Here is a 26710-nt window from a genome sequence, read left to right as displayed (position 1 = left end):
GAGGAGGCCGGCGGCCACGGCCGGCGCACGAAAGCGACAGGGGATCGGGGCATGGCGGGAGGACAACCGGTTTGCGGTTTATCAAACGACCTGGAGCGCGCATGAGGAAATTTTTGAGACGGTACGGGCCCGCCCTCTTCGTTCTGGCCGGGATGGCATTCGCCGCCTGGGGCGTTGCGGCCCAATACGCCAGGCTCCGGCACGGCTACCGACAGGCCGTCCTCGCGGGCGCCACGGCTCCGGCCTCCGGCCAGCCGACAGCCAGGGCCCTGGAGGCGTTTCACAACGCCGTTGCCCTGGATTTTCGAAACGCCCTGGGCCTGGGTGCCGTGGATGTCGTTTTCTTCAACGATTCCGTAATGGGCGGGCATACCGATGACGAGCCGCGCACCACCATAGCGACCATGCTGGCCGACCGCCTTCCGGGGAAAATCATGCCTGTCAGCGGCGCGGGCTACACGGCCGTCCTTTTTCGGGAATACGCGGGCCTCGTGGCCCGGGCGGCAAAAAAACCCCGCCTGGCCATCGTTTCCATCAATCTGCGCGGTTTCTCGGACGGCTGGTTTTTCACGCCGGACTACATGTACGCCGCCACCGCCGCCTACCTGCGGCTCCTGGCCCGGCCCCCGGCCTGGAAGGATGTGCCGGCCTGGCTCGCCAGCCGGGAAAGCGATCCGGCCGCGTACTGGAGCAAACGCCTGGAGGATGCGGCCCAGGGGGATTACGCGGACCTCTTTTCCCGGCTCAACCGGCGGCGGGACGCCCTCCTGGCCGAGAACCCGCCGGGCCTGACCCCGGAGGACCGGGACCGGCGCCGGCATTTCATCGAAAATTACCTGACGCTCGTTTCCAGGGACCACCCCATGCTGGGCTTTCTGGCGGATACGGCCACCCGTTTCCTGCGCTCCGGGACGCCGGTCCTTTTCTATATCACCCCCATCGACATGGCCGACGGCACGCGCCTTGTCGGACCGGCCTTTGCCGAGACGGTCAGGGCCAACGTGGCAACCATCAGGGCCGCCCTGGCCGAGGCGGGGGCCCCGTGCCGCGACATGGCCGCCCTGTTGCCGACGGCCCTCTTCGTCGACCGCGAATATGCCTGCGAACACCTGAACCTGGCCGGACGGGAGCAGGTGGCCGCGGCCCTGGCCGCGGCCCTCCAGGAGCCGGCGGCTCCCAGCGCGACTGTTCCTCAGGACCGGAAATGACCGGGGCGGCGGGGACAGGCAGCGGAAAGCGGCCAGGCCCCTTTCCGCTGCTTCGTCCGTCTCTCGCGGCCGGCCGCCCAGGCCATGGACCGGGCGGGCCCTGGTCAAAAGGTGTATTGCAATCCGAAGGCCACCTTCCAGGCATTTTCGGCCTTGTTGACGAGACGGCGGCCCCAGACGCTTTTCTGGAATTCCCCCGGCACGGCCCAGCCGGTTTCCAGGATAAGGGCCAGATTCTCGTAGAGCCTGTACTTGCTGTCAAAGTTGAACCCCATGACCCATTCCTTGTCGGTCAGGTCGCGGCCCATGGCGAAGATGGGGTTGCTGCCAAGGACGGCGTTGGCGTAGCGGATGGCCTTTGGCGAATTGTTGCCGTGGACGTAGGCGAACGTCAGGCGGTGGGTCAGGTTGTCGAGGAACCCGACGTTGTTGAGCGACGCGCCGAAGCCCCAGCTGCCAACCGGGTTGACCCCCATGTTCGAACCCTTCACCAACTCCTGGCCACCGTCGAAGAGAAAGCTGTTGCCGGCGTTCCAGGCCTGGGTGCCGCCGTTGTGCTCGGCCCCGTCGCCGCTGCCGGGAAAGAAATGCGGCATGCGTTCGGAGCCGTTGCGGGTGGAGCTGTCCTCGCCCGTGGACCAGAAGCCGAAGACCTGGGGGGTGACCGCCTGGAAACCGGCGTATTCGGCGGCGGCGTCGATGAACCAGCCCCGGCGGACGTTTTTATCGTACTCGTTGGAACCGTGCTCGCCAAAGATGACATCGGCATAAAACTTGAGGGGATCGTAGGCGGTCAGTTCCAGGGTCGTGCCGACCCAGGGCGCGTAGACGAAATTGTTTTTCCAGCCGTAAGGCGGGTTTGTCAGGATGCCGGCGGCAATGAGGCCCTCGGCCCAGCCCGCTTCGGTGAAGTAGTGGCCCCCTGGCCCGCCGAAGCCGAGCAGCGCCCATGGCGTGGCCCGAAAACCGGGCAGGGTGATGGGCAGCGCCAGGAGAAAGGCTTCCTCGTTGCTGTAGATGGCCTTGGTGGTCGGCGCGTAGGTGCGGTCGCTCGAGATGGTGCGCACGTACCCGAGCACCAGGCTCAGCCGGTCCGACACCAGGGGGGCGGTGAGGACCAGGCCGCAGACGTCCTCGTCGAACACGATGCTGCCCGCGAAAAACGAACTTTGGGGTATGGACGCGGGTTGCAGGCCGGCGGTGATCCCCACCTCGCTGCCCGGCCAGGCGAACTGGAGGTAGGCCTGGTAGACGCTTATGGCCACGGCGGGATTGGCCGCGGTCAGGGTCCCGTGTCCCCAGGTGTCCTGGACCCGGACCCCCAGGCGGAACTTCACGGCCTCCTCGGCGATGAAGTCCGTGCGCAGGCGAAAGCGCTCCCATATCTCGAAACGGTCCTCGGTCCGCTTGCCGGCGCCCACGTAGGTGGGCGTTTCACTGGTCCAGTAGGCGTTGTTCCAGCCGGTGAAGTTGCGGTTGGCGAAAAAATCCCCGTAAACGAGCGCGTCCCCGGTCATGCGGACCTCGGTGGCGGCAAAGGCGCAGGTCGCCGCCGCCACGACCAGGACGACCAGTGCCCCAATTCCCCCCAAACGCTTCATATCCCCTCCTTTCCTGGTTTCCCGCCCCGCTCCCCCCGGGGCGGCGCCCGTCCGGCCCATTGCCGGGTGCGCGCCGCCGGCCGCCGCGGTTTGGGCGCACGGCTCCCGCCCGGCTGTCCCGATGGCGGGCAAGCCGAAGGAAGTGCGTCGTCAATACGCGTGCAATCTATTGGTATACCAAGAAGAATGGATCACTCGGCCATATCTGGGACATGTCGCCGCAGAGAATCAGCTTCTGGCGTCCGCCCGCGTCCGGCCGAGCCTGCGGTCCAGGCCATGAAAGAAGAGCCCGTCGGAAATCGTTCCGCAAACGCTGTCCCATCGGTTGGCGCCATGGCAGTCCATACGCTCGGCGATGCGACGGGCCCTTCTTTGATGGCGGACCGGAAAAACGGCCCCTGCCCCGTCAGGGCCGACGGATTCCGGAAGGGACGCCCTTCCGGAATCCGCCGGCAAGCGGCTGTTACAGCGCGCCGGTGTAGATGGCGGCGATGTCCTTGTCCGTGGCGCAACGCGGGTTGGTGAACTTGCAGATGTCTTTCTGGGCGTTGGCGGTCATGGTCGGAATGTCGCCGGCCTTGACGTCCTTGCCGTAGCGCTTGCCGAGCTCGACCAGGGTAGCCGGGATGCCGACGTCGGTGGAGAGCTGGCGGATGGCCTTGAGGGCCAGTTCGGCGGCGTCCCGGGGCGACATGCCGGCCGTGTTCTCGCCCATGATTTCCGCCATTTCGGCAAACTTCTCGACCTTGGCGATCAGGTTGAACTGCTCGACGTGGGGCAACAGCAGGGCGTTACATTCGCCGTGGGGCAGGTTGTAGAAGCCGCCGAGCTGGTGGGCCATGGAGTGCACGTAGCCGAGGCTGGCGTTGTTAAACGCCATGCCGCCCAGGTACTGGGCGAAGCACATGCCCTCGCGGGCCTCCAGATCCTGGCCGTTGGCCACGGCCTTGCGCAGGTACTTGAACACGAGCTTTATGGACTCGATGGCGCAGGCGTCGGTCATGGGGTTGGCAATCGTGGAGACGAAGGCTTCCACGGCATGGGTCAGGGCGTCCATGCCGGTGGCGGCGGTCAGGGCCGGGGGCATGCCGACCATGAGCACCGGATCGTCGATGGCGATGCCCGGCGTGATGCGCCAGTCGGCGATGGCCATCTTCACATGGCGGGAGGTGTCGGTGATGACCGCGAACCGGGTCATTTCCGAAGCCGTGCCGGCCGTGGTGTTGACGGCCAGATAGGGCATCAAGGACTTGGTGGCCTTGTCGATGCCTTCGTAGTCGTGGATCCTGCCGCCGTTGGAAACGATCAGCCCGATGCCCTTGCCGCAGTCGTGGGAGGAGCCGCCGCCCAGGGTGATGAGGCTGTCGCAGCCGTTTTTCTTATAGATCTCGACGCCGTCATGGATGTTTTTGTCCGTGGGATTGGGGACGGTCTCGTCGTAGACCACGTAGGGCATGGAGGCGGCGTCCAGCAGATCCGTGACCTGCTTGCAGATGCCGACGGCCACCACGCCCTTGTCGGTGACGAGCAGGGGCTTGCTGCCGCCAAGGGCCTTGATCTTCTCGGGAATCTGTTTGGATGCGCCAATGCCGATCAACGTCACGCTGGGAATGAAAAAGCCGTACACTTGTTCCTGAACTGCCATGGCGTCCTCCGAAGTGTTTACTGGTTTTATTTCCTGCAACTGATCCGGCGTCCCCGAGGTACGCCGAAAGCATACCGATGGGGCAGATGCAATCCCTTGACCGGGAATCTGTCATGTGAAGCCGCACCTTGTCGCCTCCCGGCCGATGGAACGAAACGCCTGCCCATCCGTTGTAGCCGCAACGGAAATCATCCGGCCTGATCCGACGCGCCGCTTCCGTACAACATTCCTCTGACGGTCACGCTTTCAAAGCAAAAGGCGGACCACTCTCCGACAGGGTGGTCGAAAATAATTTTATCGTTCTATTTCAGTTGGATGGTGAAATGGCGTCGCAGGAAACCATTTCGGCCATGTCCAGAAGCTGGACATGCAAGGTTGACATGTGACCAGACTGAACACAGGGCCCCGTCCATGCCATGGGGCGACCGGACCGCGAAGGCGCGGCCGGCACGGCCAGACCTTTGCGGCCGGACCGGGGAAGGAATCCGGCGTCAGGGGGCCCGGAAGGTGTCCGCCGCCAGGCCGTACTGCTTGAGCTTGGCGTAGAGCGTGGTGCGGGAAATGTTGAGGATCGAGGAGGCGCGGCGGAAATTGCCGCCGGTTGCGCGCAGGGTTTCGAGGATAAGCGACTTCTGGATGCGCTTGAACGACATGGAGGCCTCGCCGGCCTGGCCGAGGGATCCCCGGGCCATGTCGGCCATGATGTCCTGGGGCAGGTCGGCGAGGCCGATGCTGTCGCCCGGGGCCACGTTGACCAGCCGCTCGATGCAGTTTTCCAGTTCCCGGACATTGCCCGGCCAATGGTAGGCCTCCAGGGAGGCCAGGGCCTCCCGAGACAGCCGCAGGTGCTTCCTGCCCAGGGTCGTGGCGAACTTCTCGAGAAATACCCGGGTCAGCAACGCGACGTCGCCTTCGCGTTGGCGCAAGGGCGGGATGTTGATGGTCAGCACGTTCAGGCGGTAATAGAGGTCTCCGCGAAAGGCCTTGTTGCGGACGGCGGTCGGCAGATCCTTGTTGGTCGCGGCCACGATGCGCACGTCAATGCGCTTGGCCTGCTTGCCGCCAAGGCGCGTGACCTCGCTTTCCTGCAGCAGGCGCAGCAGGCTCACCTGGGCCTCCAACGGCATCTCGCCGATTTCGTCGAGAAAGAGCGTGCCGCCGTCGGCCAGTTCGAACTTGCCCGGACTGCCCTCCTTGAGGGCCCCGGAAAACGCTCCGGCCACGTAGCCGAAGAGTTCGCTTTGCACGAGGTTTCGCGGCAACGCGCCGCAGTTGACCACCACGAACGGTCCCTTGCGCCGGTTGCCGGCGTTGTGGATGGCCTGGGCGAACAGTTCCTTGCCAGTGCCGGACTCGCCTAAAAGCAGCGTGGTGACCTCGCTCTGGGAGGCCACCCGGGCCAGGCGCAGGGCCTCGTGCAGCGGCTCGGCCCCGCCAACGATGTTCTCGAAGGTGTACACGGCCTTGGCCCCGGCCACCCGGGCGGCGTACTTGCGCATGCGCCGGGCCTCGCGCAGGGTCAGGATGACGCCGTCGTCGCCGAACGGGGCGCAGGACAAGGCGCAGGAGAGTTTGCCCTCCCGCAGCTCGAACGCAACCTCCCGGTCGTAAAAGGACGTCCGGTCGGCCAGCATGGAGCGCAGGACCTCGCTGGACAGGATGTAGGCCTGGATGTTCTCGCCGGTCGGCTGCCCGTCCAGGCCGAGCATGTCGCAGGCCTGCCGGTTGATGCTGGTGATCCGGCCGTCGTGGGCCAGCACGATGACGCCGTCGTCGAGCAGTTCCAGGATGATCTTCTGGTTGCGCACGAGGCTTCGCAGCCGCAGGTGTTCCTCGATGGCGTGAGCGGCCGCCTCGACCAGGCCCAGCGTGTGCTGATGGAAATTCTCGGTGTTGATGGCCAGGTTGAGCGCGCCGATGAGCTGGCCGGCGACATTGCGGATGGGGGCGGCGGAGCAACTCAGGTAGTGCAGCGAGGCGCTGTAGTGTTCCGAGGCGATGACGTGGACCGGCTTTTTCTCGATGATGCAAAGCCCCATGCCGTTGGTGCCGATGGTGGCCTCGTCGCAGTGGCGTCCCGGCACGCCATAGGGCACATTTTCGAGGTCCTGGCTCGTGGCCGAGGCGTGCAGCACCAGCCCGGCCGTATCGACCAGGGTGACGACGCTTTTGGACAGATGGATGGAAAGCACGAGCTTGTCCATCAGATGCTTGGCGCTTTCCACCAGATCCCGGTTCTGGGCCGTGGCCCGCTCCAAGGCCGGGACATCGATGGGGCAAAGGGCGATGGCGTCGCCGGGAAGATCCGCCCGGCGACACCGTTCCCAGGAAGCGTGGATCATGGGGCGGACCGTGGCCGGATCCACGGGGAGGCGGGCCTGGAACCGCTGCCATTGCAGGGTGATCCGGGCCATGCGCTCCTTGGACAGAGGAGGATAGATGGTTGTTTCCATGGCTTCGCCCTCCCGGCCTCATCGTGTTACGGCATGGCCGACGGAGCGCGTGCTCCTGCCGAAACGCACTTCCCGACCGCAATGGGCTTCGCCTTCCTTTATAACAAAAAAAACTTCGAAAGGTAAGTTGCCGCCCGGCAGGCCCCGGCGGCTTGACACCCTCTGCCCGGGGCACTAATCATCATCTTATCGATCGTTTTTATTATTTTACGTCAACCGCACCCGACGCCCCGGACCCAGCCGTTTTGCCCGGAGCACCGGGCGGTTTTGCAGGAGAAAGCCATGGCTATCGTTCATTCGGTGTGCATCAGCGAACGCAAGGGCGAAAAAAAACATCCAGTGGACGCCGTGACCTTGCGCGAGGATTTCGGCATCGAACAGGACGCCCATGCCGGCTCCGGACGCCAAGTGAGCCTGCTCGCCCTGGAAGGCGTGGAGCGGATGCGCGAGAAGCTCGCCACCATCGTTCCCGGGGATTTCGCCGAGAACCTGACCGTGGCGGGCTTAAACGACCTGGGGCTGGTCCCGGGCAGCCGGGTGCGGGTGGGGGACGGCGTGCTGCTCGAGGTCACCCAGATCGGCAAGGAATGCCACGGCCACGGCTGCGCCATCATGCGGGCTGTCGGCACCTGCGTCATGCCCAAAGAAGGCATCTTCGCCCGGGTGGTGGCCGGCGGAATCGTCCGGCCCGGCGACGAGGTAGCCCTGGCCTGAGGGGCGGAAAATTCGAAAAATCCAAAGCGGGCCGCCGCATCTCCTCCGGAGCCATTCTCCCGGCTGGAAAAAATTTTCCGTCGAAATGAATCGTTCCAGGGGATGGGGCCTGGATGGCCACCGAGGCCATCCAGGCTTTTCCGGGGTGGACGTCAGCTCCTCCAGGGAGAGCCGCAACCTGTTGCGCGCGGGCGGCATTGTGAACCACGCAAAAGCGCTTTATGAACATCGCAAGGCCCGACACGCCGTGGCGTTTTTTTGAGTCCCAAGGACCGAGACGCCGGCTACGGGAGGCGCGACATGCAGAGGATCCCCAGCATCTCGTCGGAATGGATCGAGCGAGCAGCAAAGGCCTCCGGATTGGAGGCCGAGCTGACCCGACGTGGCTTTCTCAAGCTGTCCGCCTGCGCGCTCTCCGGCCTGGCCTTCCTGAACCTGGGCGAGGCCTTCGGCGGGGACGCCCCGCTGGTGATCCTGGACAACGCCAAGGGAATCATCCTGGCCGATCCCACCCGTTGCGTGGGCTGCCAGCGTTGCGAGCTGGCCTGCACGGAATTCAACGACGGCCGGGCCCAGCCGTCCCTGGCCCGCATCAAGATCGCCCGTGCGCTCCACTTTGGGCACAGCAGCCCCACAGGCGGCGACGGCATGCATGGGGACTGGGGCGACGGGCTGGTGCTCCAGGGCGTATGCCGCCAGTGCCCGCATCCCGTTCCCTGCGCCACGGCCTGTCCCCAAAACGCCATCAAGGTCGAACCGGAAACCGGGGCCCGGGTGGTCGATCCCGCCGTCTGCGTGGGCTGCCGCCTGTGCCAGCAGGCTTGTCCCTGGGATATGCTCTCCTTTAACGAAGAAGCCGGGGTCGCCACCAAATGCTTTCTTTGCCACGGCAACCCCAAATGCGTGGAAGCCTGTCCGGCCGCGGCCCTTCGGTACGTGCCCTGGCGGGATCTCACCCGCGACGGGAGCCCGAGCAGGCCCGCCCTGTCCGTGATCGCTCCGGAAAAGGCCGGGGCCTGCCTGGATTGCCATCTCCCCGCCGGTACGAAGACCGTCAAATAACCATTTACCGGGGCAAGGAGTCTGTCATGGCCGTGCGCAGCGGAGGGTTTGCCGGCAAGGTCTTGCGGGTCGATCTCTCCACCGGGAAGATCGGAACCGAGGATACGCTCGAACGCCACGCGGCCATGCTCGGCGGCGCCGGGATAGGCTACCGGGTGCTCTGGGACGAGGTTCCGGCCGGGACCGGCCCCTTCGATCCGGCCAACAAGCTGGTCTTCGCCGCCGGCGTGCTGGTCGGCACGAGCGTGCCGTGCAACGGACGCACCACCGTGACCACCCTCTTTCCCACTTGCTGGCCCAGGCCCCTGGTCGGATCGGGGCACATGGGCGGACATTTCGCGGCCAAGCTCAAATACGCCGGTTACGATGCCCTGATCGTGGAAGGCAAGGCCGAGAAGCCCGTGTGGCTCATGATCCGCGACGCCCATGTGGAGATCCGCGACGCCGGACACTTGTGGGGCACGGGCATCCGTCGGACCACCCTGGAGATCAGCCAGGAGATGGGGCCGGACTGCGTGGTGGCGGCCATCGGCCAGGCCGGGGAAAACCTGGCCCCCCTGGGCATGGTGGTCAATTCGGTCTCCCACTCGGCCGGTGGCGTGGGCGGGGTGATGGGCGGCAAAAACCTCAAGGCCGTGGCCGTCCAGGGCAGCGGCGCGGTGCGCATCGCCGGGGACAAGGCCGCCTGGGAGACGCTGGTCAAGTTCCACCTCTCCCTCCTCGGCGGCAACAACCAGCACGTGGTGCCGAGTTTTCCCACACCCCAGGCCGAGTACTACAACCCGGCCTCCCGTTGGGTCGGCCAGCCCGGCAAGCGTTGGGGCGCGGCCAAACCGCCCGTCGAAATCACGGGCAATATCCACGACCCGAACCGCCTAGCCTACCGCACCAACAGCGCGGCCTATTTCCTGGGCGAAGAGGCCTGGAAATACACCGTGCGCGGCAATGGCTGCACGGCCTGCCCCATCCGCTGCCACACCATGCTCAAGGTGCCGTCGGTGACGGCCAAGTACGGCATTCCGGACACGGCCCAAAACACCTGCGTCGCCCTGCAGTTCGGCCGGTCGTTTTTCAAGCAGCTCGCCGGCAGGAAAAGCGGCGAGGCCGCCATCGAGGCCTGCATGGTGGGCATGCATCTGGCCGACGACCTGGGTCTGTGGTCCAATTACGGCCAGCTGCAACGCGATCTGCGCAAGCTCTACGAGGGCGGCTATCTCAAGGCCCGGCTCGGGTCGAAGGAATACGCCTCCATCCCCTGGGACAAGTACGACAACGCCGATCCGGCCTTCCTGCTCGATTTGATTCCCCGCATCGCCAACCGCCAGGGCGAACTCGGGGAGGTCCTCAGCCGGGGCACGGGCGCGATCTTCGACCACTGGTCCGTCCCCGAAGCGGAGTGGGCCGAGGACCACGCGACAAACTACTGGAAGATGGGCCATCCCAGGCACCATGCCAATGAAGACGACGGCCAGTGCGGGGTGATCATCAACACCCAGTACAACCGCGACGCCCAGTGCCACTCCCACACGAACTTCGTGCGCAACGGCCTGCCTCTGGCGGTCCAGAAGAAGCTGGCCACGGACATATGGGGCTCTCCGGACGCCCTGGATGCCCCGGGGGACTATACCCCGGCCAACATCCACAAGGCCAAACGGGCCAAGTGGTCGCTGGTGCGCAAGGAACTGCACGACGCACTGGGGGTGTGCAACTGGATGGGGCCCTGGGCGGCCTCCCCCTTGCGGGAGCGGGGCTACGCCGGGGACGACAGCCTGGAATCGAAATTCCTGAGCCTGGCTACCGGCCAGGCCATGGATCGGGAGGCGCTGGACCGGGCAGGAGAGCGGATCTTCACCCTCCACCGGGCGTTGACCATTCGGGACATGGGGCAAGTGGACATGCGCGCCGGACACGACCTCGTGCCGCCCTGGGTCTTCAAGGACCCGAACGGTGCCGCGCCGTTTACCAAGGGGAGCATCCGCATGGACCCGGACGACATCGCCAAGGCCATGGATTACTTTTATGAGGTCATGGGCTGGGACAAAAAAACGGGGGCTCCTGGGAAATCACGGTATGCCGCACTGGGGCTCGCGGACGTGGGCGAGGCGCTTGACGCGGCCGGTTTGACGCCGAAGGCGGAAAAATGAGCGTGACCGACGAGGCCGACCTGACCCGGGCGGTACTCGAAATGGTTCAGGAAGCCAGTGCCCAAACCAGCCTGATCGCTCTCGACGAAATTCTTAAACGACTTCGGGCACATGGTTTCGCCGCGTGCCTCGATGCACAGCCTGAAGTCGACCCGTGCCTGCGGGTAGCCGCTGTCATGTCGAAACTGCCCAACATCACAACCTTTGTCAGCCGGTCCGGCCGAACCCTATGCCATGACCAGACGCTGCTCAGCCACACATACGCCCGTTTTCTGGACAACAAAGACGCGGTCGAGGTGCTGTTGGCCGAGGAAATCCGGGCAAATTCCCGGGATTATCCACGGCCCGTGCCTGTCGAACTCTTCGAGAAGCCACCCTTCGATCTGGCCCCGGAAACCATCGAGGCAGCCCTCAAAGCCATGGCCGCCAATCCGAAGTTTCCAGACATCACCTCCATCACGACCTCCATGGGAACCACATATCTGTTCTCAAGCCTGTACCTTGAACACAACCATGCGACATTTCTCGCGCAACAGGATGCATCATTCGCCATGAACCCCTAATCCGCCATCCGGCTTGGCGTGACAGCGGCCTGAGCCAGGGTGCTTATTGCCGGCGGCATGGCCTTTCCCAACGTTCAGCAATCAAGCCTGTCTTCGCTCAAGGGATAGTCCAGTTGCTTTCACGCCATCTGGCGGCGTCCGCCGCCGGAGTCGTCTTGAAAAAGCGTTTGTATTCCCGACTGAACTGCGACGGGCTTTCATAACCTACACGGGAGGCCGCCATGGCGACGCCGAAACCGTCGGCGACCATCAACATGCGGGCCTTGTGCAGCCGAATGGCCTTCACGTACTGCATCGGCGATGTGGCCGTCACGGCTTTGAAATGGCGATGCAGGGTCGCCGGGCTCATATCGATCTGATTGGCCAGAGCGTCGATTTCCATGGGCGTGGCGTAATTCGCGTGAATGCGGCGGAGAAGATCGGCGATGCGCGCGAAATCGCCCTGACGGGCGGCCAGGGCACGCAGCAGGCCGCCCTGCGCATCCAGGAGGACGCGGTAGAGCAACTCCTTGGCCAAAGCCGGGGCAAGAACCCGGCTGTCCAGGGGCGAGGCCAGAGCACGCGCCAAGCGGGTTGCGGCTTCGCGAACATCCGAAGTCAGGGGCGTCGGGGCGATGCCGCCTTTGGACAAAAGGCGTGTGCGAGGTTCGTTGTCGCCCATGGCCAGCAGCAGGTCGGCGACCATGGCGGCGTCAACATCCAAGCGCATGGACAGCATCGGTTCTTGCGGACTGGCGATGACCTCGCATTCGGCGGGCAGGGGCACGGCCAACACCAAATAATTGTTCGCATCGTATGCATGGACTTCAGGACCGAGATAGCCGCGCTTGCGCCCCTGGCCTAAAATGACCACCCCGGGCTGGTAGAGGGCCGGAGCGCGGGGCTGCGACCGGCTGTGACGCAAAAAGGTAACCCCTGGCAAAGCGCTTGGAGACTCGCCTTCCCGGATGGCCAAGCTCGCCATGATTTCTTTCAATTCTTCCGGCATATTCTGTTGTCCTTTGGCCAAGCCCTCGAGTGGAACATCTGTCCTGCGATCCTTTAGCAGGTTGCCCACCTGAGAGGAATAGGCATGACATTGCCGGAATCCGGTATCGCGAGCCCCTCCCGGCGCTGTTATCTGCTGAGGCATGAAAACACGATCCGAAAACGGCTTCCTGGCGACAACGCAGTTTCCGCCCTGGCGGGGAGTACAACACGCGCGCCATCGGGTTCGACTGATCGGATCAATCCAGGAGAGGTTATGACCATGGAGAAGCGCCAGTATGTTGTTACAGGGGCGACCAGTCGGACGGGTAACATAGTGTCGAAATCCTTGCTGGAGACAGGAGCCCGGGTTCGCGTGCTCGGCCGAAGCGCCAAACGCCTGGAGCCGTTGGCGCAATTAGGGGCTGAGGTCTGCATCGTCGAACCGTTGGACGCCGAGGCGCTCAATACGGCCTTTGTTGGGGTCGATGCGGCCTATGTCATGCTGCAACCCAATTACATCCCTGATCATCCGGATTTTCGCGGATACCAGGACAGGCTCGTGGACAACCTCGGCAGAGCCTTGGAGCAATCCGGCGTATCCCATGCGGTGGGTCTTAGCAGCTGGGGCGCGGAGCTGCCTGCCGGCAACGGTCCCGTGGCCGGGTTGCACCGGCTGGAAGAGCGCCTTGGGCGGATTGCGGGACTCAATTTTCTGGCCCTGCGGGCTGGTTATTTTATGGAGAACCTCTTTTCTCTGCATCTTGAAGGAGGCGCGCTGACGGGGCCGTTTCAACCCGAAACGAAGCTTCCGTTCGTGGCCACGCGCGATGTGGGCGAGGCGGCTGCCAACGCCTTGCAGGCCTTGGATTTCACAGGAAAAGGATGCCTGGAGGTGAAAGGGCCGCACGCAAGCGACATGCTTAAGACCGCGTCAATACTAGGAGAAGCCCTTGGGCGTCCCCTGCTGCCCTATACGATGGAACCCTTGGAAACGTTTCGGCAAAAGCTCACACGCGCGGGCTGTTCCGACAGTATTATCGAGCTCATGCTGGAGGTGGTTGAGAGTATCAATTCCGGCCGACTGCATGCGCAGTGGCCCCATTCGCCCGAAGACGCCAGGCGGATGAGCCTGGAAACGTTCATCCGGGAACAGTGGGCGCCGCGAATCAGGCTTGAGAACCAATGACGCTTACTTGATGGGCCATGGGGGTGGGATCAGCATTCTCACCCCCTGGCAGTGACAGAAAGCCAGGGTTGCTTACCCCGATCCCCCGCGTCAATCTCAGGCCTCCCCGCAAAGCCGCCGTCTGCCTGTGGGGAGTCAGGCAAAGTGAGAAATGGCGTGGGGCCTAGATCGGATAGGCTGAATGCCGGCTAAACGTAGGACTGACGTGGGCTTCCGGGCGTGCGACAAACGGACGGGATGCCCAAAAGGCAAGATAAGAAAAAGGGCAATACGAACGTAAAAATTTCAGGCAAAGTGAGAAATAAGTTGCTCTGCATTCACCCACTTGGATGATTCAATCAAAATATTACGTTATTTGGCATGAGGATCAGCTGATATCCAACAACGAACCTTGTGTATTGTTATAATTCAATAAATCGTCTTTTATTTGAGAAGAAAGTTCATTCAAGCCAATTGATCCCTCTCTCTTTTCGCCTATAGCTGTAACAAAAAATTCTTTTTTTAAACCTTCGACACTTAAAGTTACTTGCAGGGGTACTACAGGAGTCAACTCTGAAACACCTGCTTCCTTAACAGCATCAAAAAGTTTTTGCCGGCTTTGTGGATTTAATAGTTTAGTAGAAGCAGAAAACCTAGCACCTTTACGCAAGGTTACGTAAATTTTGTCTAGCGACACTTCTGTTATTTCATAGGTATCATCAAGATAAATTGTTTCTTTCTTCTGGACCTCTAGCGGCCTAAACTCTTGTTTAACTTCATTTTTTGACAATGGGCGATCTATAAGCGGAAACTTAACTGTATCGTCCCTATGAAGTTTGCTTACTAATTCTAAAATTGGTTGCAAAAATTGCTTTGAATTTTCTAATGCTTTATTTGCATCATCCGAAATTTTTTGCTTTGTCTCTTCATTTTTTGCATGTTGTTTAATCTCTGAAAAGGTCTTTAATAAATTATTACCAAGGAGAAGCCCCATAAATCCAAACAAGGCATATAGAACATGTTCACTCTGCATATTTGCTAACGCTTGACCAAATGAATTATCGAACAACAACTCAACAACGGAAGACCCTTTGCCGACTTTAGCCTTAACATTTACACTACTTACAACTTTGTTTTTCTCTTGTACACTTAAATCAGATGAAAACTTTTTAACAATCCTCTTTGCACTTTTTTCAACTTCTATTATAAAACTAGAAATAGTCGTATCTACATATCCATCATATCTATCACCTTTAATCCTAATTTGACAAACAAAATCTTTAGCTATATGAATTTCATCTATAGTCATTTCTCCATTTAATACAGCCGCAGCAGAAACAATCAAATCCTCAAAACTTGAAATGTCTTCCGTCATTGCAAATTCCTTGTATTATCAAGTTTAATTTACAACAATATCATGGAATTCTTTAAATTAACGCACGTATTCCCGGCAACTCCAGACCACGCGACCGATGATCCGCACCGACATTGCAAGGTCGCCGTTCATGTCCACTTCTATCGGCATATAGGCTGGATTTTTGCTGCGAAGGACCAACTTTCCAGGGATACGGTCCAAGTATTTGACAAAAACCTCATTCTCTATGCCTATCGCAAACAGCCCTCCCGGAATAATTTCATTCTGCCCTTCATCGATCAAAACTGTATCTGATTCCAAAAGAACTGGTTCCATGCTGTCGCCGGCGACATCCATAAGAACCATTTTTTTCGGACGTCCCTTGCGTCTGAGAAAATCTGTTTTGAAAGCATAATATCCGACAACCACACCTTCAGTTTCAAGACTGCCTGTTCCAGCTGCCAAGCGTGCTTTAACTTTGGGCACTAGTGTGTATCCCATCGTCGGTGCAGCTTCAGGACTCATATATGGTGGCTCATCCGCCGGAACAATACACGATATAGCGGTAAAGGGCTCCGCATTGCCCTGCCGCATCGGCCCGCCTCCCTTAACAAGCCAATCAATTGAAATATCTGTCTTTTCGCCCACGGCGACGAACCAAGCCGGTGGGATTTTGTTTTTGGCCATGGCGCTGTTTATGGCCTGCCTAGAAATTCCCAAAAAGACGGCGAGTTGCCCCGCATCACTGCCGCCAACGGCTTGAATCAACCTTCCCAAAGCTTCATCGAAGCGCTTCCGACTTTCAGGCGAAAAGTCGGAAGCCAAGTCGGAAGTATTGCTTTCAGAAGATTTGTCTTTCATTTCTAAGTGTTACCCAAAATATTAGGAATTTCTAGCTTGCGAAAGCCGGAAGCGCAAACTTACGGTTGACGGCAAAACTTTACAGGAATAAACCTTTACTTGCGGGCGACGGTTAGCCCGCTACGACCGTAGCTACCAGGGGCGGCAAGTTAACTCAATGTCCGCCGTCCTGGAAACTTTGGAGCAGGAATTACGATTTTGAAGTCAGCTGCCCGACGCCTCAGCTTGCTGGATCTGCCCAGCCTCAATCTGGACGCGGACATTGCCATGTCCATGGATCGGATTGTCGAGGCTGCCGGTCTGTCCCGAGCAGAGGCCGTCGACCGGTTGAATGCAGCCGCCAGACGGTACGGCGTCCGGCTTGCCTCCGGCAGTGCCAAGGAACTCGGGCTGGCCACGTTCGAAAAGTGGCTCAACCCCAAAGAGACGGAATACATGCCGACCATCCGGGCGCTCAACCTGTTTTGCCACGTTTTCGAGGCACAGGGGCCGCTTGACCTGCTGGCTCGCTCACACGGGATGGGCTGGCGGATCATCGGCGGCGAGGACGCCAAGCTCCTGGAATTGGCCAGAACCGAACGGCAGATCAAAGCCCTTCGCGAGCGCAAACGCAAGATCGAGGCGGAACTATGAAGCGAGACGGGAACAAAATTCGGGCCTGGATGGTGGAACGGCGCATTTCGGTGTCCGACGTGGCTCGCTCGGCCGGTATCAGCCGCTCCATGGTGTCCGAAACCATCCATGGCCGGCGCAACAACCGCAAGGCCCTGCGTGCGTTGATCGAAGTCGGCTGCCCGGAAAAATTGCTGTCCCTGCCGGAAGACTTGCAGGGCCAGCAAGCGGCGTAGGCCTTCCAACCGGCTGACGGGCACCTCACCATGCAAGGCAAATATCCGGCAAAGGCCATCGCCCAGGCGCTGGACATCTCGGAACGAGCGACACGAATGCGCGCCGACCGGGAATCCTGGCCCTTCGAGGAAGAACCGTGCCGTGGCGGCAAGCGCCGACTATATCAAGCCCTCGCCCTCCCCGAAGACGTGCGGACCGCCCTCATTGCCATTGAGGCGACCAACCTTCCGGCTACCGCGACGGCAGATACCAGCCTGACCGAGAACCAACGCCGCAAGGCCCTGGCCAAGGCCGATCTGGTGCGCCTTTATACCGAAACACTGTCCAAGGCCGCCAACAAGGGCCGCGCCCGGGACGAATTCATCGCCGCCTATGCGGCCGGAGTCTGGCCTGCCATCAAGGCGACACTCGGCGACATCTCCTGGAAGTCCCTCGAACGCTGGAAAACGGCCATGCGGCGCACCGGCTCGGCACTGGCCCTCGCCGACACGCGCGGCGGCGTCCGCGTCGAGCCGGTCGTAACCGAACGGCATGCCCAAATTTTGCTGGCCTTAGCCCGCCATCCCAACAAGCCGTGCCTGTCCGAAGTCTGCCGCATGGCCCGCGAGGCCTTCAAGCCCGCCGGGCTCGCCGACTGCGCCGAAATCACGCTGTACCGCTACCTGCGCAAGTGGATGACGCACAACTACGGTGAATGGGTCTATGCGCGGCAAGGCAAGAAGGCATGGAACGACGAGTGCTGCCCGTACATCGAGCGTGATTACTCGAAGATCCACGTGGGCGACATCCTGGTGGCCGACGGCCATGCCCTCAATTTCGAAATCCTCGATCCCGAGACCGGCAAGGGTGCGCGCATGGAACTGGTGCTGTGGTTCGACATGGCATCCAACTTCCCGCTCGGCTGGGAAATCCTGCCCACGGAAAACACGCAAGCCATTGCCTCGGCCCTGCGCCGGGCCTGCCTGCGGCTCGGAAAATTCCCCAAGGTGGCCTATCTCGACAACGGCCGGGCCTTCCGCAGCAAGTTCTTCAACGGTGTGGACCTGACACAGGGCGGGCTTGGCGGCGTTTTCCAGGAACTCGGCATCGAACCGCTTTTTGCCTGGCCCTATCACGGCCAATCCAAGACCATCGAACGCTTTTTCAAGACCTTCGGCGAGTTGGAACGCTGGATACCGTCTTATGTCGGCACTTCCATCGAATCCAAGCCGCCGCGGCTCATGCGCGGCGAAAAACTCCACCGCAAGGTCTACGAGACTTCCGGCGGCCGGCCGCTGACCCTGGAAGAAGCCCACACGGCCATTGCCACCTGGTTTGACGCCTATGCCGAGCGGCCCCAACGAGGCCACCTGAAAGGCCGAACCCCGGGCGAAGCCTTCGCCGCCGGCGTCGGTCCGGGCCTTTCCGAGGGCGACCTCCTCAAGCTGCGGCTTTGCATGCTGTCCAAGGCCGTTCGCCAGATCGAACAAAACGGCGTCAAGATTTTCGGCCGGTATTACCGCCATCCCTTCCTGCACAGCCTGCGCCATCCGGTGCTGGTGCGCTACGACGACCAGGACCGCCGCACAGTGCTGGTCTACGACCAGTCCGGCAAGAACCTCATCTGCGAGGCCACGCCCGCCCCCAACCCGCATCCGGCCGCCCGTATCTTGGGGACAGAAGAGGATCAAACCGTCCTGGCCCAGGAAATCGCCTACAAAAAAGCCCTGGAAAATCAGGTCACGTCCAACGCCAGAAATTTCCTGAATTCCGTGGTGCTGCCCGAGACGCAGAGCCGCATGCGCCTGGTCGCGGCCGGCAAGACCGAAACGCCTGCCCTGCCGGGACCGAAAGCCCCGGACGTCAAGAGCATCGAAGCGGCCAAGGCTGCGGTTGTAGCCAAGCGCGAGGCCGCGCCGGCCTACACCCCGCCGGCGCAGATGGCCACCATCGTCACGGAACTCGACCGCTACGAATACCTTTTCACCCTGGCCGTCCGGGATGGTGTGGCCCTGCGTGAGGCCGACGCCGACTGGATGGCCCGCTACGAGCAAACCGAGGAATACGCGGCCTGTGCGCGTGGACGTTTCGAGCGGCTGCGCACGGTCTACAAGCGCCGCCGCCTGACCGCCAACGGAGGAGACGCATGAAAGCGGTTTTTGTGGAGACGGGCAACGTGACCGCCTTTCGGCGGGCCGTGCGGACCGTCGAGGACACCGAACGCGGACAGCCCGGCATCGTCGTGGCCTGGGGACAAGCCGGCAGGGGCAAGACCTTTGCCGCGCGCAACTCCCACGCCGAGCGCGGCGGGGTCTACCTGTCGGCTTGGGAAGGCATGACCCAGGCCGCCTTTTTGGGGCGCCTCTGTTTCGAGGCCACCGGTGCCCAAGCCCCGCGTTCATCCCATGCCTGCAAGGTCCGGGTGATCGAGGTTCTGGAAAAGCGCCGCGTCCAGGGCACGGCTACCAGCATCTACATGGACGAGGCCGACCGGCTGGCTTTCGGGCGCATTGAAGACCTGCGCGACATCCACGAGGCCACGGGCGCGGCCGTGGTCCTTATCGGCGAGGAAGAACTCATTGGGCTTTTGTCCCAGCGCCGTCGCGTCTGGTCCCGGGTGACCCAGGAAGTGTCCTTTGCGCCCGTAGACGAAGGCGACATTGCCGCCTTCGCCCTGGAAGCGGCCGCTCTGGATCTGACGCCCGAGGCCTGCGCCATGATCCGGGCCACGTCGGACGGCGACATGCGGCTTGTGCGCAACATGGTCCAGCTCCTGGAACAGGCCGCCAAGGCCCGGGAAACCGATCTCGTGGACGCGGCCATGGTCGCGGCCGTCCAGAAGCAAAAAAGCTGGAGGCGGGCATGAGAACGGAACACGCCGACAATCTTCGCCTCGTCATCCTGGGCTTGTCCAAACGAGGCTCGAATCCCGTATCGCTCGCCATGTTGTATGAATCCATGGCTTGCACGGATGAACCCGCAAAGGCCCGAGTCAGACGACAAGTCAATGCCATGGTCCGCCGGCAGGAGTTGATTAGGGTTGAGGATGGCGTTTTTCAGTGCAACACGCAGGCAGTCAGCAAGCAGCACAGCGAATACTACCAGCGCATCTGGCGAGCGCTTCGTTCCTCCAAGCCCGGATTTTCCTACCAAGACGTCGCCACCGTGACCCGCGTTTCCTATACGCATGTCCTGCGGTACTGCGCATGGCTCAAAGAAGAAGGCTACCTGGAGCCGTACGGCATGCGCGGCCAGGCGCGGCTTTTTCGGGCCACGGAGAAGGCCCAGTCCACGCCGAACACTCCTTATCCACCGCGAAAAATCAAAGACCCATTTGAGCAGGAAAAAGGGCTGGCCCTTGGCGTCGTGCAGGCCTTTCTGCTGCGCGATCCCTACCAACCCGCCGTGCAGGCAAAGATCATCGAGAACTGCCGGGCCATCCTGGCCCGGTTCGAGAAGGAGGTACAGGAGGTGGCCCATGGCTAGACAAAAGCCCAAAGCGGTTGTGTTCGCGGACATCAAGGAGGCCGACGCGGCCCTGGCCGAGCTGTCGGCTATCAAGCGCGAGATTGCGGCCGTGGAAGGCGTCATGAACGACGCCATCGACAACATCAAGGCCGAGGCCAAGGCCAGGACATCGCCGCTTACGACGCGTCTGAAAGACCTGGAAACGGCCCTGGCCAACTTCGCCGTGGCCCGCAAACAGGAACTCTTCCCCAAAAAGAAGTCCCTGGAAATGACCTTTGGCATCATGGGGTTCCGGCAGTCGACCAAGCTCAAGACCCTGACTCGGATCACTTGGAAACTGGTGCTGGAACGCCTCGAATCACTGGTCGGGGAACCCGAAGGCGAGGTTTTCCGCCAAGCCATTCGGGTGAAGCCCGAGGTCGACAAGGAGGCCATGCGCGACTGGCCGGACGAACGGCTGGCGACGGTCGGCGTTCACAAGGTGGCCGAAGACGAATTCTTCTACGAGCTCAAGACGGAAGCCATCGAGAACGCGGCAGCCTGACACGATGCGAAACCGCCCCATGCGGGCGGTCGTCCGGGCGTGGCGGCCCGGGCCTGACGAGCAGCCAAACGTCAGTCGACCATCTGCCTTCTAAGCAGATGGTCGGATGCGCCAAAACCAAAAGAGGAATCCCATGGCCAAGCGAACCTTCATTCCCTGCGCCGCCATCTATAACATGCAAAGCAAAATCCTTTTCGGAACCTTGCTGCCGACCACGACGCTTGCCTACGAGGCCGACAAGGAACTGCTCGTGGAGCTCTTCGGCCGCATCCTCGGCGCGCCGGCCGGCTCTTGGTCAAAGCTGACGCTCGGCCAGCGCAACCAGGTCCTGGACGCGCTGGCCGCCAAGTGGCTGCCCGACCATGCGGCCGTGGACATCCCTCTTTTGCCGAAACGCCTTCGGGACTGGAAAAAAGGCGACAAGGCCGACGGCTACGAGCGCCTGGACATTCCGGCCGGACCGCTGGCCCGGCAGAAGCGCTATATCGTCACTCTGTGGCTGCTCCTCGGCTATGAGCCCAAAGCCCTGGACGCCCGCGCGTCCAAGCAGTTCGGCGTGGACAAGTTTGTCTGGCTGACGGACCCGACCGCCCTGGCCACCCTGGCCAAGGATCTGTGGAGCCGCTGCCGCCGGGCGGGCATCGATCCCGAACCGTCCGAGACCGGCACATCCGCCGGCAAGGCCTTCGCCGGGCGCCCCGGCGCGGCATGACGCATGGGGCCAGACGACCGCGAAGCGTTGCGGGCCGCCATCCTGGCCCGCCACCGGACCCTCTACGCCTTCTGCAAGGCCACCGGCATCACCAAAAGCGTGGTGCTCCAGCTCCTCTCCGGCCGCTATCCCGGCAATGTGGAGCGGCAGACAGCGCGCATCCGGGCCGCCCTGGATGACACTCCCGTCACGGGCGTTTCGGCCGGGGCGGTTTTCGCGGTCCTGGAGCGCGTGGGTTGCGCCCGCTGCCGGGCCACGGACAAACGCCGGTGTCGCAGCTGTCGCACGCTGTGGGAGAAACAGGCCGAGGCCGTGGCCGGCTTGATCGTCGACGACGGAACGATTTCTCAGAATGGTTGAAAGAAGGATGCCCCGCCGCCATGAGTGAAAAGCGCGTCAAAGAGACCACCATCTTGCTCCGTAACCAGGGCAAAACCATCAAGCTGGAACTCTTCCCGGCTGCGGCCTGGGGTGGTCCGGCAGGAAGCTACCGCCTGCGGCTGGATGGCTGTTGGCACTCCCCAGGCTGCGACAAATACGCATATTTCACCCCGTCCGGCGTGGCCGGACTGCTTGTCGCGCATCTTGGTGGAGAACCAGCAGAGACAGATGTTCGGCCGGAACTGTGCCGCGGGGACCGGGTCCGCGTCCCCTGCGCCGATGGCGGCTACCTCAAGACGTTTGTGGCAGGTGCGCCGGTACTTGGCATCGATGGTCGGTGGTGGGTTTGGGCCGGCGGCTGCGAAGATCCAGTGGCCGTGGATACGCTGCTTTCGGGCGACAGGGGGGCGTTATGAGCATCATCGACGACGTGTTGAAGCTTCTGGGCAAGGGCTATTTACCCTACCAGGGGCATGTGGAAGGCCACGTCTACGAGTCCCTGGGCTGCGCCCCCCGGCGCAAGCCCCGGTGGTTCGTTCGGGAGCGTAAATATGTGTGCCTGGGGTGCTCTATGCGGTGCAGCCTGGTTGATCCGGTGGGGTTTGAGTTGATGCTGCCGGTGACCTATCAGACGAAAAAGCTGGCCTTTGCCAGCTTACCGGCAGTTTCGGCGCGGGAGTTGGTTGCGAAGAAGATACTTTTAACTATACCTGAGGTTGAGTTTGTGCTATCGATTGGAAGAAGCAAAGTTTGGGAAATGATACAGGAGGGGCGACTGGAAAAACATCCAGATTCTCCTCCGGCACGGGTGACTACGGAGAGTATTAAGCAGGAACTGCTAAAACAAGGGGAAGCGCTTTATATCTTACAAAAGAAGTGAATGACACTCCCTAAGCGTAACATAAATCATCATACATGATAGAGCAATTAGAAACTATAAAAAGGATCTAAATGTGTTAGCCAACCACACACCACGTCATCTCCTAAAGTTTGAAGTCTCAAAACTGTTCAATGTTTTCGACCACTCTATATTATTCAACCAAGAAAGTGGCATAACAATAATAACTGCTCCAAATGGATATGGGAAAACTGCCATATTAAGGTTGATAAATGCATTCTTTCTTAACCAGTGGAAAATTCTTTTTAATATAACTTATGAAAAAATGACACTTTACTTCGACGAAGACTTTAGAATTAGTGTTCAGCACAAGAAAGACGATAAAAAAGAAAGGCTTTTATTTATTTTAAAAGAAAAAGACAAAGAGCAAAAGTACACAATAGCGCTTGGAGGAATTGATCCACGGCAATTCCCCCTTCACCTGGTCGACCAAATCATCCCGAACCTTGATCGTATCGCTTCGTTAGCATGGAGAGATTTGACAGACAACAAGAGACTTACTTTCGCAGAAGTGATGGAAAAATATGGCCACGTATTAATCAAGGAGGCTGGACGGTATGAAATACATGCGAAAGAATTCGTAGACATGCAATCTAGGGATGAGAAAATCCCTGATTGGTTGGTGTCCGCTACAAGTTCTATTAATTGTAAATTCATAGAAACACAGCGCCTACTCGATTTTACCTCTCCTCGGATTGATCAACGGCACACAAGGAAGGCTGCACAAGCGATATCGGTTGTTGAGAATCAAGCCAATCATCTCAAATTCGCCATTCAGGAAAAGCTTGCTGAGTTCACAAATAAGTCACAGGAACTTGATCGTTCTTTTCCTCACCGTGTCATCAAGCAAGCATCTAGTAAGAGCATTTTGGACAGCAATCTACAAGGCCACATAGACAGCCTTGAAGACACACGTTCGAAGCTCGTTTCGGTTGGAATACTAGACCCCACAGAAGGATATACGCCAATATCTATGGAAAATGCCGACCAAAGCACTCGAAGCGTTCTCAAAGTCTATGTTGAAGATAATGTTGCGAAACTAAGTGTGTTCGATTCATTGTATAAAAAAGTGTCTATATTTTTAGAAATTCTCAATGAAAAGTTTGCGTCTAAGCGTCCTCCTGGTGCAAAAAAACTAATCAGATGCAACAAAGACAGTGGCTTGGTTGTAGAAACAGATGATGGAAAGGTCGTTGAACTTTCAGAATTGTCTTCGGGCGAACAGCACGAAATAGTTTTATTCTATGACATCGTCTTCAAAATGGACCAACACACCTTCCTTTTAATTGACGAACCGGAGCTCTCACTCCACGTAAATTGGCAGAAAAAATTTGTACCAGATCTTTTAAAAATTATTTCAAGCAACAAAATGCGTGTATTACTTGCAACGCATTCACCTCAAATCGTCCATGATCGCAGAGACCTTCGTGTCAGCTTGGGAGTCCATCGAAATGACTGACACAATTGACGAGGAGATCACAGCAGATGTTGTCGCCTCTCAAGTTGAATTCGAGAGAGACGCTCACGATGGCGCAATAATCATTGTTGAGGGGGATTCAGATTCGCACTTTTTCAAAAAAATAATTGATGAAGAAAATTGCAAAATTGTAATTGCCGCCGGAAAAGAGAACGCTACCGGCGCAATTTATAAACTTAATAAGGAGGATTTTTCTGGAGTACTGTGTATTGTAGATTCCGACTTCTGCTGTGTTGGACATGTCGACATAGACGACACCAACAATATAGCAATGACAGACTTCCACGACATAGAAATTCTGCTTTTCGAAAGTCCTTCCTTTGACAAACTTGTCGAAGGATTTGGAAGTAAACACAAGATTGCGTCTGCACTGAATGGTGACAGAAATAATCTACGGGACCTTATTTACGAGCCAGGGGTTTTGATTGGGGCATTTAAGTTATGGTCTAAAATAAATAGTCACAATCTAACATTTAAAAAACTTGGCGACAAAGGCTATGCTTTTATTAATATAAATGATTTATCATGCGACATTCAATCTTTAATCCGCTCTGTAAAGCATGCCTCAGCAATGCAACATCTGGTTGACTCAGATGTTGAAAAAGCAATACTTGAAATTTCTTCTAGTGACTTGGACAAGCGTCACCTGTGCTGCGGTCACGATATTTGCTGGATAATTTCCCGTGCCCTTCGCAAGCTTATCGGAAGCCACCAGAAAGAATCTGTTTCTAAAGAAAATATTGAACGAATATTGATAATAGGATATGAAAAATGCTATTTTTTAACCACTCAACTTTATCAAAAAATTCTTAAATGGGAAGCGATAAACCCTGGCTACAAAATACTAGATAATAATTTCCAAAAATAACTATAGAAAAAGGACATACGCTTTACAAGTCACCATATTTTTAAATTAAACATCTGTGGGCCACAATTTTTAGCGATAGGTCTTCATTTAGACTTTACCTCGCTGTCCATCCGCGTCCGCCCCGCTAATGTACTCTCTGTAAAACCGTCTATGCTTCCTCCATTCAATCGGGAGGCACAGCATGGAAACTTTCATTAGACCTAATATTTCAGCGTATATATCATCACACTTCTCGGCTCACGCTCTCCCCCCCGCACTAATTCACGCGATGCTCATGGTCGAATCCACGGGCAATCCTTTCGCCATGCGATTCGAACCCGCCTTTTACGACCGCTACCTTAAGGGCAAGCCGTTATCCTTCACTCCCCCCAGTTGCTCTATAGACACCGAGGCCATCGGCCGGGCCACGTCATGGGGCCTGCTCCAGATCATGGGCGAAACGGCCCGCTGTCTCGGCTTTCGGGGCTGGTTTGGCGAGCTCCTCACCCCGGAAATCGGCCTGGAATGGGGCTGCCGGTATCTGGCCCGGCTGCGGGACCGGTTTCTGAACACTGGCGGATGGGAAGTCGTCAGCCGGGCCTACAACGGCGGTCCCGGCAATGCCCACAACCCCGCGAACACGTATCCGGCCAAGGTGCTGGCGCATCTGCCGGGCGGCGTCTGGCCGCAGGAGGGATTCTAGCGATGGATGCTCAAGCAAAACAGCAACCGGCCGGACCCGCGACGGCCATTACCCCGGACGCCGTGGCCTCGGCCCTGGCCATCCTCGGCGAAGTCGCCAAAGGCTTTGCCGCACCCGCCGCTTCGGCCGCCCCGAGCGCGTCCACTCCCACGTCGTCCCCCGAACCGGAGCCGTCCCAGCCTCAGCCCCTCGAGGTTCCGGCGGTCGGCGGCCCTTCGATGACGGGATGCCTCGAAGGATTCACTACCACCTTGTCGCCGGCACTCTTTGCGGTCCCGGAATCGCGGCTCAAGTCCAGCCGGCTGTGGACGCTGATCGGCACCGTGGCCACCCTGGCCGTGCAGCATCCGGTCGGCCTGGAGCTTTCGCCCATCGCCCAGGTCTGCATCGCCGGGCTGGCCGGCATCTACATCGCCTCCCGGAGCGTGACGGGCGGCAAAGCCACCGGAGCCTGACATGGAACAGACGCTGGCGGCGAACCTCTTCAAGCTGCTCGGCAGCCTCAATGCCGACACAGTCGTGTTTCTGGCCTCCCTGCTGACGCTCACCCCCATGGGGCTCGTCGTTTTGATCGTGGTCTTCTGGCTGATCGAGGACCGCCGCCGGCGCGCCGACCTGTCGCGCTACCGCCAGGACATGGACCGCATCCTCAAGACCTACGGCGACGATCTGCGGCTCGTGACCGGCTACTACAAAGACAACGTCAAGCTGGTCGAGGCCTACCAGTCCCTGGCCCAAAGCCTCCATGACCAGGTGGTGCTCAACACCCAGGTCATGCAGCGCATGGTGGATGCCATCTGCACCAACCAATATTGCCCGCTGGGGCGCATTCCCAAGGGCGACAGCCCGATGCGGGGAGGACTCTAATGGACCTGGAACGCGCCGCCATGATCGGCCAGAAAACGGAAAAGGAGCTTGCCGCCAAGGGTCTCGGCATTCGGGCCGCCGGGCTTCGCGACTCGTTGCGCCTGCTGCTGTTGCCGACCTCGCCGGTCGACGCCCTTGACGACGAACAGATCGCCTCCCAGGGCCTCGCCCTGGCCCAGGTCCTGATCGACCTGCGGGCGGTCCGGGCCGAGATCGCGGCCATAAACCGCCACCTCGGGGGCTAAA

The 26710-nt window shown here is 59.7% G+C and carries 29 protein-coding genes and 1 other RNA gene; 24 read left to right on the top strand and 6 right to left on the bottom strand.

Annotated features, from left to right (window positions below; translation table 11 throughout):
* The first annotated feature begins 101 nt into the window (after positions 1-101).
* On the top strand, positions 102-1208 hold the full coding sequence (locus tag DFW101_RS01780; protein ID WP_009179822.1) for a hypothetical protein: 1107 nt from the start codon (positions 102-104) through the stop codon (positions 1206-1208).
* Between the two features lie 104 nt (positions 1209-1312).
* On the opposite strand, the gene DFW101_RS01775 is transcribed toward DFW101_RS01780, so the two are convergent.
* From DFW101_RS01775 to DFW101_RS01765, 3 genes are all read right to left on the bottom strand, one after another.
* On the bottom strand, positions 1313-2809 hold the full coding sequence (locus DFW101_RS01775; RefSeq protein ID WP_009179821.1) for an outer membrane homotrimeric porin: 1497 nt from the start codon (positions 2807-2809) through the stop codon (positions 1313-1315).
* Positions 2810-3272: 463 nt separating this feature from the next.
* Complete coding sequence (locus DFW101_RS01770) at positions 3273-4454, bottom strand: iron-containing alcohol dehydrogenase (protein WP_009179820.1); 1182 nt, start codon at positions 4452-4454, stop codon at positions 3273-3275.
* 491 nt (positions 4455-4945) lie between these two features.
* Complete coding sequence (locus DFW101_RS01765; RefSeq protein WP_009179819.1) at positions 4946-6907, bottom strand: sigma-54-dependent Fis family transcriptional regulator; 1962 nt, start codon at positions 6905-6907, stop codon at positions 4946-4948.
* A gap of 282 nt (positions 6908-7189) precedes the next feature.
* Here DFW101_RS01765 and DFW101_RS01760 point away from each other — a divergent pair, with 282 nt between their 5' ends.
* From DFW101_RS01760 to tnpA, 5 genes are all read left to right on the top strand, one after another.
* Complete coding sequence (locus tag DFW101_RS01760) at positions 7190-7621, top strand: MOSC domain-containing protein (protein ID WP_009179818.1); 432 nt, start codon at positions 7190-7192, stop codon at positions 7619-7621.
* 300 nt (positions 7622-7921) lie between these two features.
* Positions 7922-8683: a 4Fe-4S dicluster domain-containing protein gene (locus DFW101_RS01755; protein ID WP_009179817.1), complete on the top strand. Its 762-nt coding sequence runs from the start codon at positions 7922-7924 to the stop codon at positions 8681-8683.
* 26 nt (positions 8684-8709) lie between these two features.
* Entirely contained in the window at positions 8710-10827 is a 2118-nt protein-coding gene (locus DFW101_RS01750) for an aldehyde ferredoxin oxidoreductase (RefSeq protein ID WP_009179816.1), read from the top strand.
* Complete coding sequence (locus DFW101_RS01745; protein WP_009179815.1) at positions 10824-11390, top strand: hypothetical protein; 567 nt, start codon at positions 10824-10826, stop codon at positions 11388-11390. The genes DFW101_RS01750 and DFW101_RS01745 overlap by 4 nt, the downstream gene beginning before the upstream one ends.
* Positions 11348-11593 (top strand): IS66 family insertion sequence element accessory protein TnpA, encoded by a 246-nt coding sequence (tnpA, locus tag DFW101_RS20265; RefSeq protein ID WP_419187159.1) that lies wholly within the window; start codon positions 11348-11350, stop codon positions 11591-11593. Before DFW101_RS01745 ends, tnpA begins: the two co-directional genes overlap by 43 nt.
* Here tnpA and DFW101_RS01740 read toward each other — a convergent pair.
* A complete protein-coding gene (locus tag DFW101_RS01740) occupies positions 11488-12378 on the bottom strand; it encodes an AraC family transcriptional regulator (RefSeq protein WP_009179814.1) in 891 nt (296 codons plus the stop codon). The genes tnpA and DFW101_RS01740 overlap by 106 nt on opposite strands.
* Before the next feature lie 255 nt (positions 12379-12633).
* On the opposite strand from DFW101_RS01740, the gene DFW101_RS01735 reads away from it, so the two are divergent.
* Positions 12634-13545: an NmrA family NAD(P)-binding protein gene (locus DFW101_RS01735; protein WP_009179813.1), complete on the top strand. Its 912-nt coding sequence runs from the start codon at positions 12634-12636 to the stop codon at positions 13543-13545.
* A 367-nt stretch (positions 13546-13912) separates the two neighbouring features.
* Here the strand turns inward: DFW101_RS01735 and DFW101_RS19375 are convergent, their stop codons facing one another.
* Together DFW101_RS19375 and DFW101_RS01730 are read right to left on the bottom strand one after the other, a co-directional pair.
* Positions 13913-14899, bottom strand: coding sequence for a hypothetical protein (locus tag DFW101_RS19375; RefSeq protein ID WP_009179812.1), 987 nt, complete (start codon positions 14897-14899; stop codon positions 13913-13915).
* A 57-nt stretch (positions 14900-14956) separates the two neighbouring features.
* On the bottom strand, positions 14957-15739 hold the full coding sequence (locus tag DFW101_RS01730; RefSeq protein ID WP_009179811.1) for a LexA family transcriptional regulator: 783 nt from the start codon (positions 15737-15739) through the stop codon (positions 14957-14959).
* Positions 15740-15937: 198 nt separating this feature from the next.
* On the opposite strand from DFW101_RS01730, the gene DFW101_RS01725 reads away from it, so the two are divergent.
* The 17 genes from DFW101_RS01725 (at position 15938) to DFW101_RS01655 (ending at position 26709) form a co-directional block, all read left to right on the top strand.
* Positions 15938-16372: a hypothetical protein gene (locus tag DFW101_RS01725; protein WP_009179810.1), complete on the top strand. Its 435-nt coding sequence runs from the start codon at positions 15938-15940 to the stop codon at positions 16370-16372.
* On the top strand, positions 16369-16587 hold the full coding sequence (locus DFW101_RS01720; RefSeq protein ID WP_009179809.1) for a helix-turn-helix domain-containing protein: 219 nt from the start codon (positions 16369-16371) through the stop codon (positions 16585-16587). The genes DFW101_RS01725 and DFW101_RS01720 overlap by 4 nt, the downstream gene beginning before the upstream one ends.
* Before the next feature lie 30 nt (positions 16588-16617).
* Positions 16618-18717 carry a Mu transposase C-terminal domain-containing protein gene (locus DFW101_RS01715; RefSeq protein WP_009179808.1) on the top strand — a complete coding sequence of 700 codons (2100 nt, stop codon included), beginning with the start codon at positions 16618-16620 and terminating at the stop codon, positions 18715-18717.
* Entirely contained in the window at positions 18714-19433 is a 720-nt protein-coding gene (locus DFW101_RS01710; RefSeq protein ID WP_009179807.1) for an AAA family ATPase, read from the top strand. The genes DFW101_RS01715 and DFW101_RS01710 overlap by 4 nt, the downstream gene beginning before the upstream one ends.
* Entirely contained in the window at positions 19430-20053 is a 624-nt protein-coding gene (locus DFW101_RS01705) for a hypothetical protein (protein ID WP_009179806.1), read from the top strand. Before DFW101_RS01710 ends, DFW101_RS01705 begins: the two co-directional genes overlap by 4 nt.
* Positions 20046-20579 (top strand): host-nuclease inhibitor Gam family protein, encoded by a 534-nt coding sequence (locus tag DFW101_RS01700; protein ID WP_009179805.1) that lies wholly within the window; start codon positions 20046-20048, stop codon positions 20577-20579. The genes DFW101_RS01705 and DFW101_RS01700 overlap by 8 nt, the downstream gene beginning before the upstream one ends.
* 4 nt (positions 20580-20583) lie before the next feature.
* An RNA gene (locus DFW101_RS18855) (hammerhead ribozyme type II) lies at positions 20584-20649 on the top strand.
* Between the two features lie 63 nt (positions 20650-20712).
* Positions 20713-21291, top strand: a complete 579-nt coding sequence (locus DFW101_RS01695; protein ID WP_009179804.1) for a phage protein GemA/Gp16 family protein — start codon at positions 20713-20715, stop codon at positions 21289-21291.
* Positions 21292-21294: 3 nt separating this feature from the next.
* Entirely contained in the window at positions 21295-21651 is a 357-nt protein-coding gene (locus DFW101_RS01690; RefSeq protein WP_009179803.1) for a hypothetical protein, read from the top strand.
* A gap of 20 nt (positions 21652-21671) precedes the next feature.
* Positions 21672-22088: a hypothetical protein gene (locus DFW101_RS01685; RefSeq protein ID WP_009179802.1), complete on the top strand. Its 417-nt coding sequence runs from the start codon at positions 21672-21674 to the stop codon at positions 22086-22088.
* Positions 22085-22552 (top strand): hypothetical protein, encoded by a 468-nt coding sequence (locus DFW101_RS01680; protein ID WP_009179801.1) that lies wholly within the window; start codon positions 22085-22087, stop codon positions 22550-22552. Before DFW101_RS01685 ends, DFW101_RS01680 begins: the two co-directional genes overlap by 4 nt.
* Positions 22553-22625: 73 nt before the next feature.
* A complete protein-coding gene (locus tag DFW101_RS18850; protein WP_009179800.1) occupies positions 22626-24029 on the top strand; it encodes an AAA family ATPase in 1404 nt (467 codons plus the stop codon).
* Complete coding sequence (locus DFW101_RS18845; RefSeq protein ID WP_009179799.1) at positions 24022-24915, top strand: DUF4435 domain-containing protein; 894 nt, start codon at positions 24022-24024, stop codon at positions 24913-24915. The genes DFW101_RS18850 and DFW101_RS18845 overlap by 8 nt, the downstream gene beginning before the upstream one ends.
* A gap of 181 nt (positions 24916-25096) precedes the next feature.
* Positions 25097-25597 carry a transglycosylase SLT domain-containing protein gene (locus tag DFW101_RS01670; protein ID WP_009179798.1) on the top strand — a complete coding sequence of 167 codons (501 nt, stop codon included), beginning with the start codon at positions 25097-25099 and terminating at the stop codon, positions 25595-25597.
* Positions 25598-25599: 2 nt separating this feature from the next.
* On the top strand, positions 25600-26052 hold the full coding sequence (locus DFW101_RS01665; RefSeq protein WP_009179797.1) for a hypothetical protein: 453 nt from the start codon (positions 25600-25602) through the stop codon (positions 26050-26052).
* A gap of 1 nt (position 26053) precedes the next feature.
* Entirely contained in the window at positions 26054-26464 is a 411-nt protein-coding gene (locus tag DFW101_RS18610) for a hypothetical protein (protein WP_009179796.1), read from the top strand.
* Entirely contained in the window at positions 26464-26709 is a 246-nt protein-coding gene (locus tag DFW101_RS01655) for a hypothetical protein (protein WP_009179795.1), read from the top strand. The genes DFW101_RS18610 and DFW101_RS01655 overlap by 1 nt, the downstream gene beginning before the upstream one ends.
* Position 26710 lies beyond the last annotated feature (1 nt).

This window comes from Solidesulfovibrio carbinoliphilus subsp. oakridgensis, from assembly GCF_000177215.2.
Taxonomy (GTDB): domain Bacteria; phylum Desulfobacterota; class Desulfovibrionia; order Desulfovibrionales; family Desulfovibrionaceae; genus Solidesulfovibrio; species Solidesulfovibrio carbinoliphilus.
Note: the sequence above shows the minus strand (reverse complement) of the source record. Positions and strands in the feature narration are given on the sequence as shown.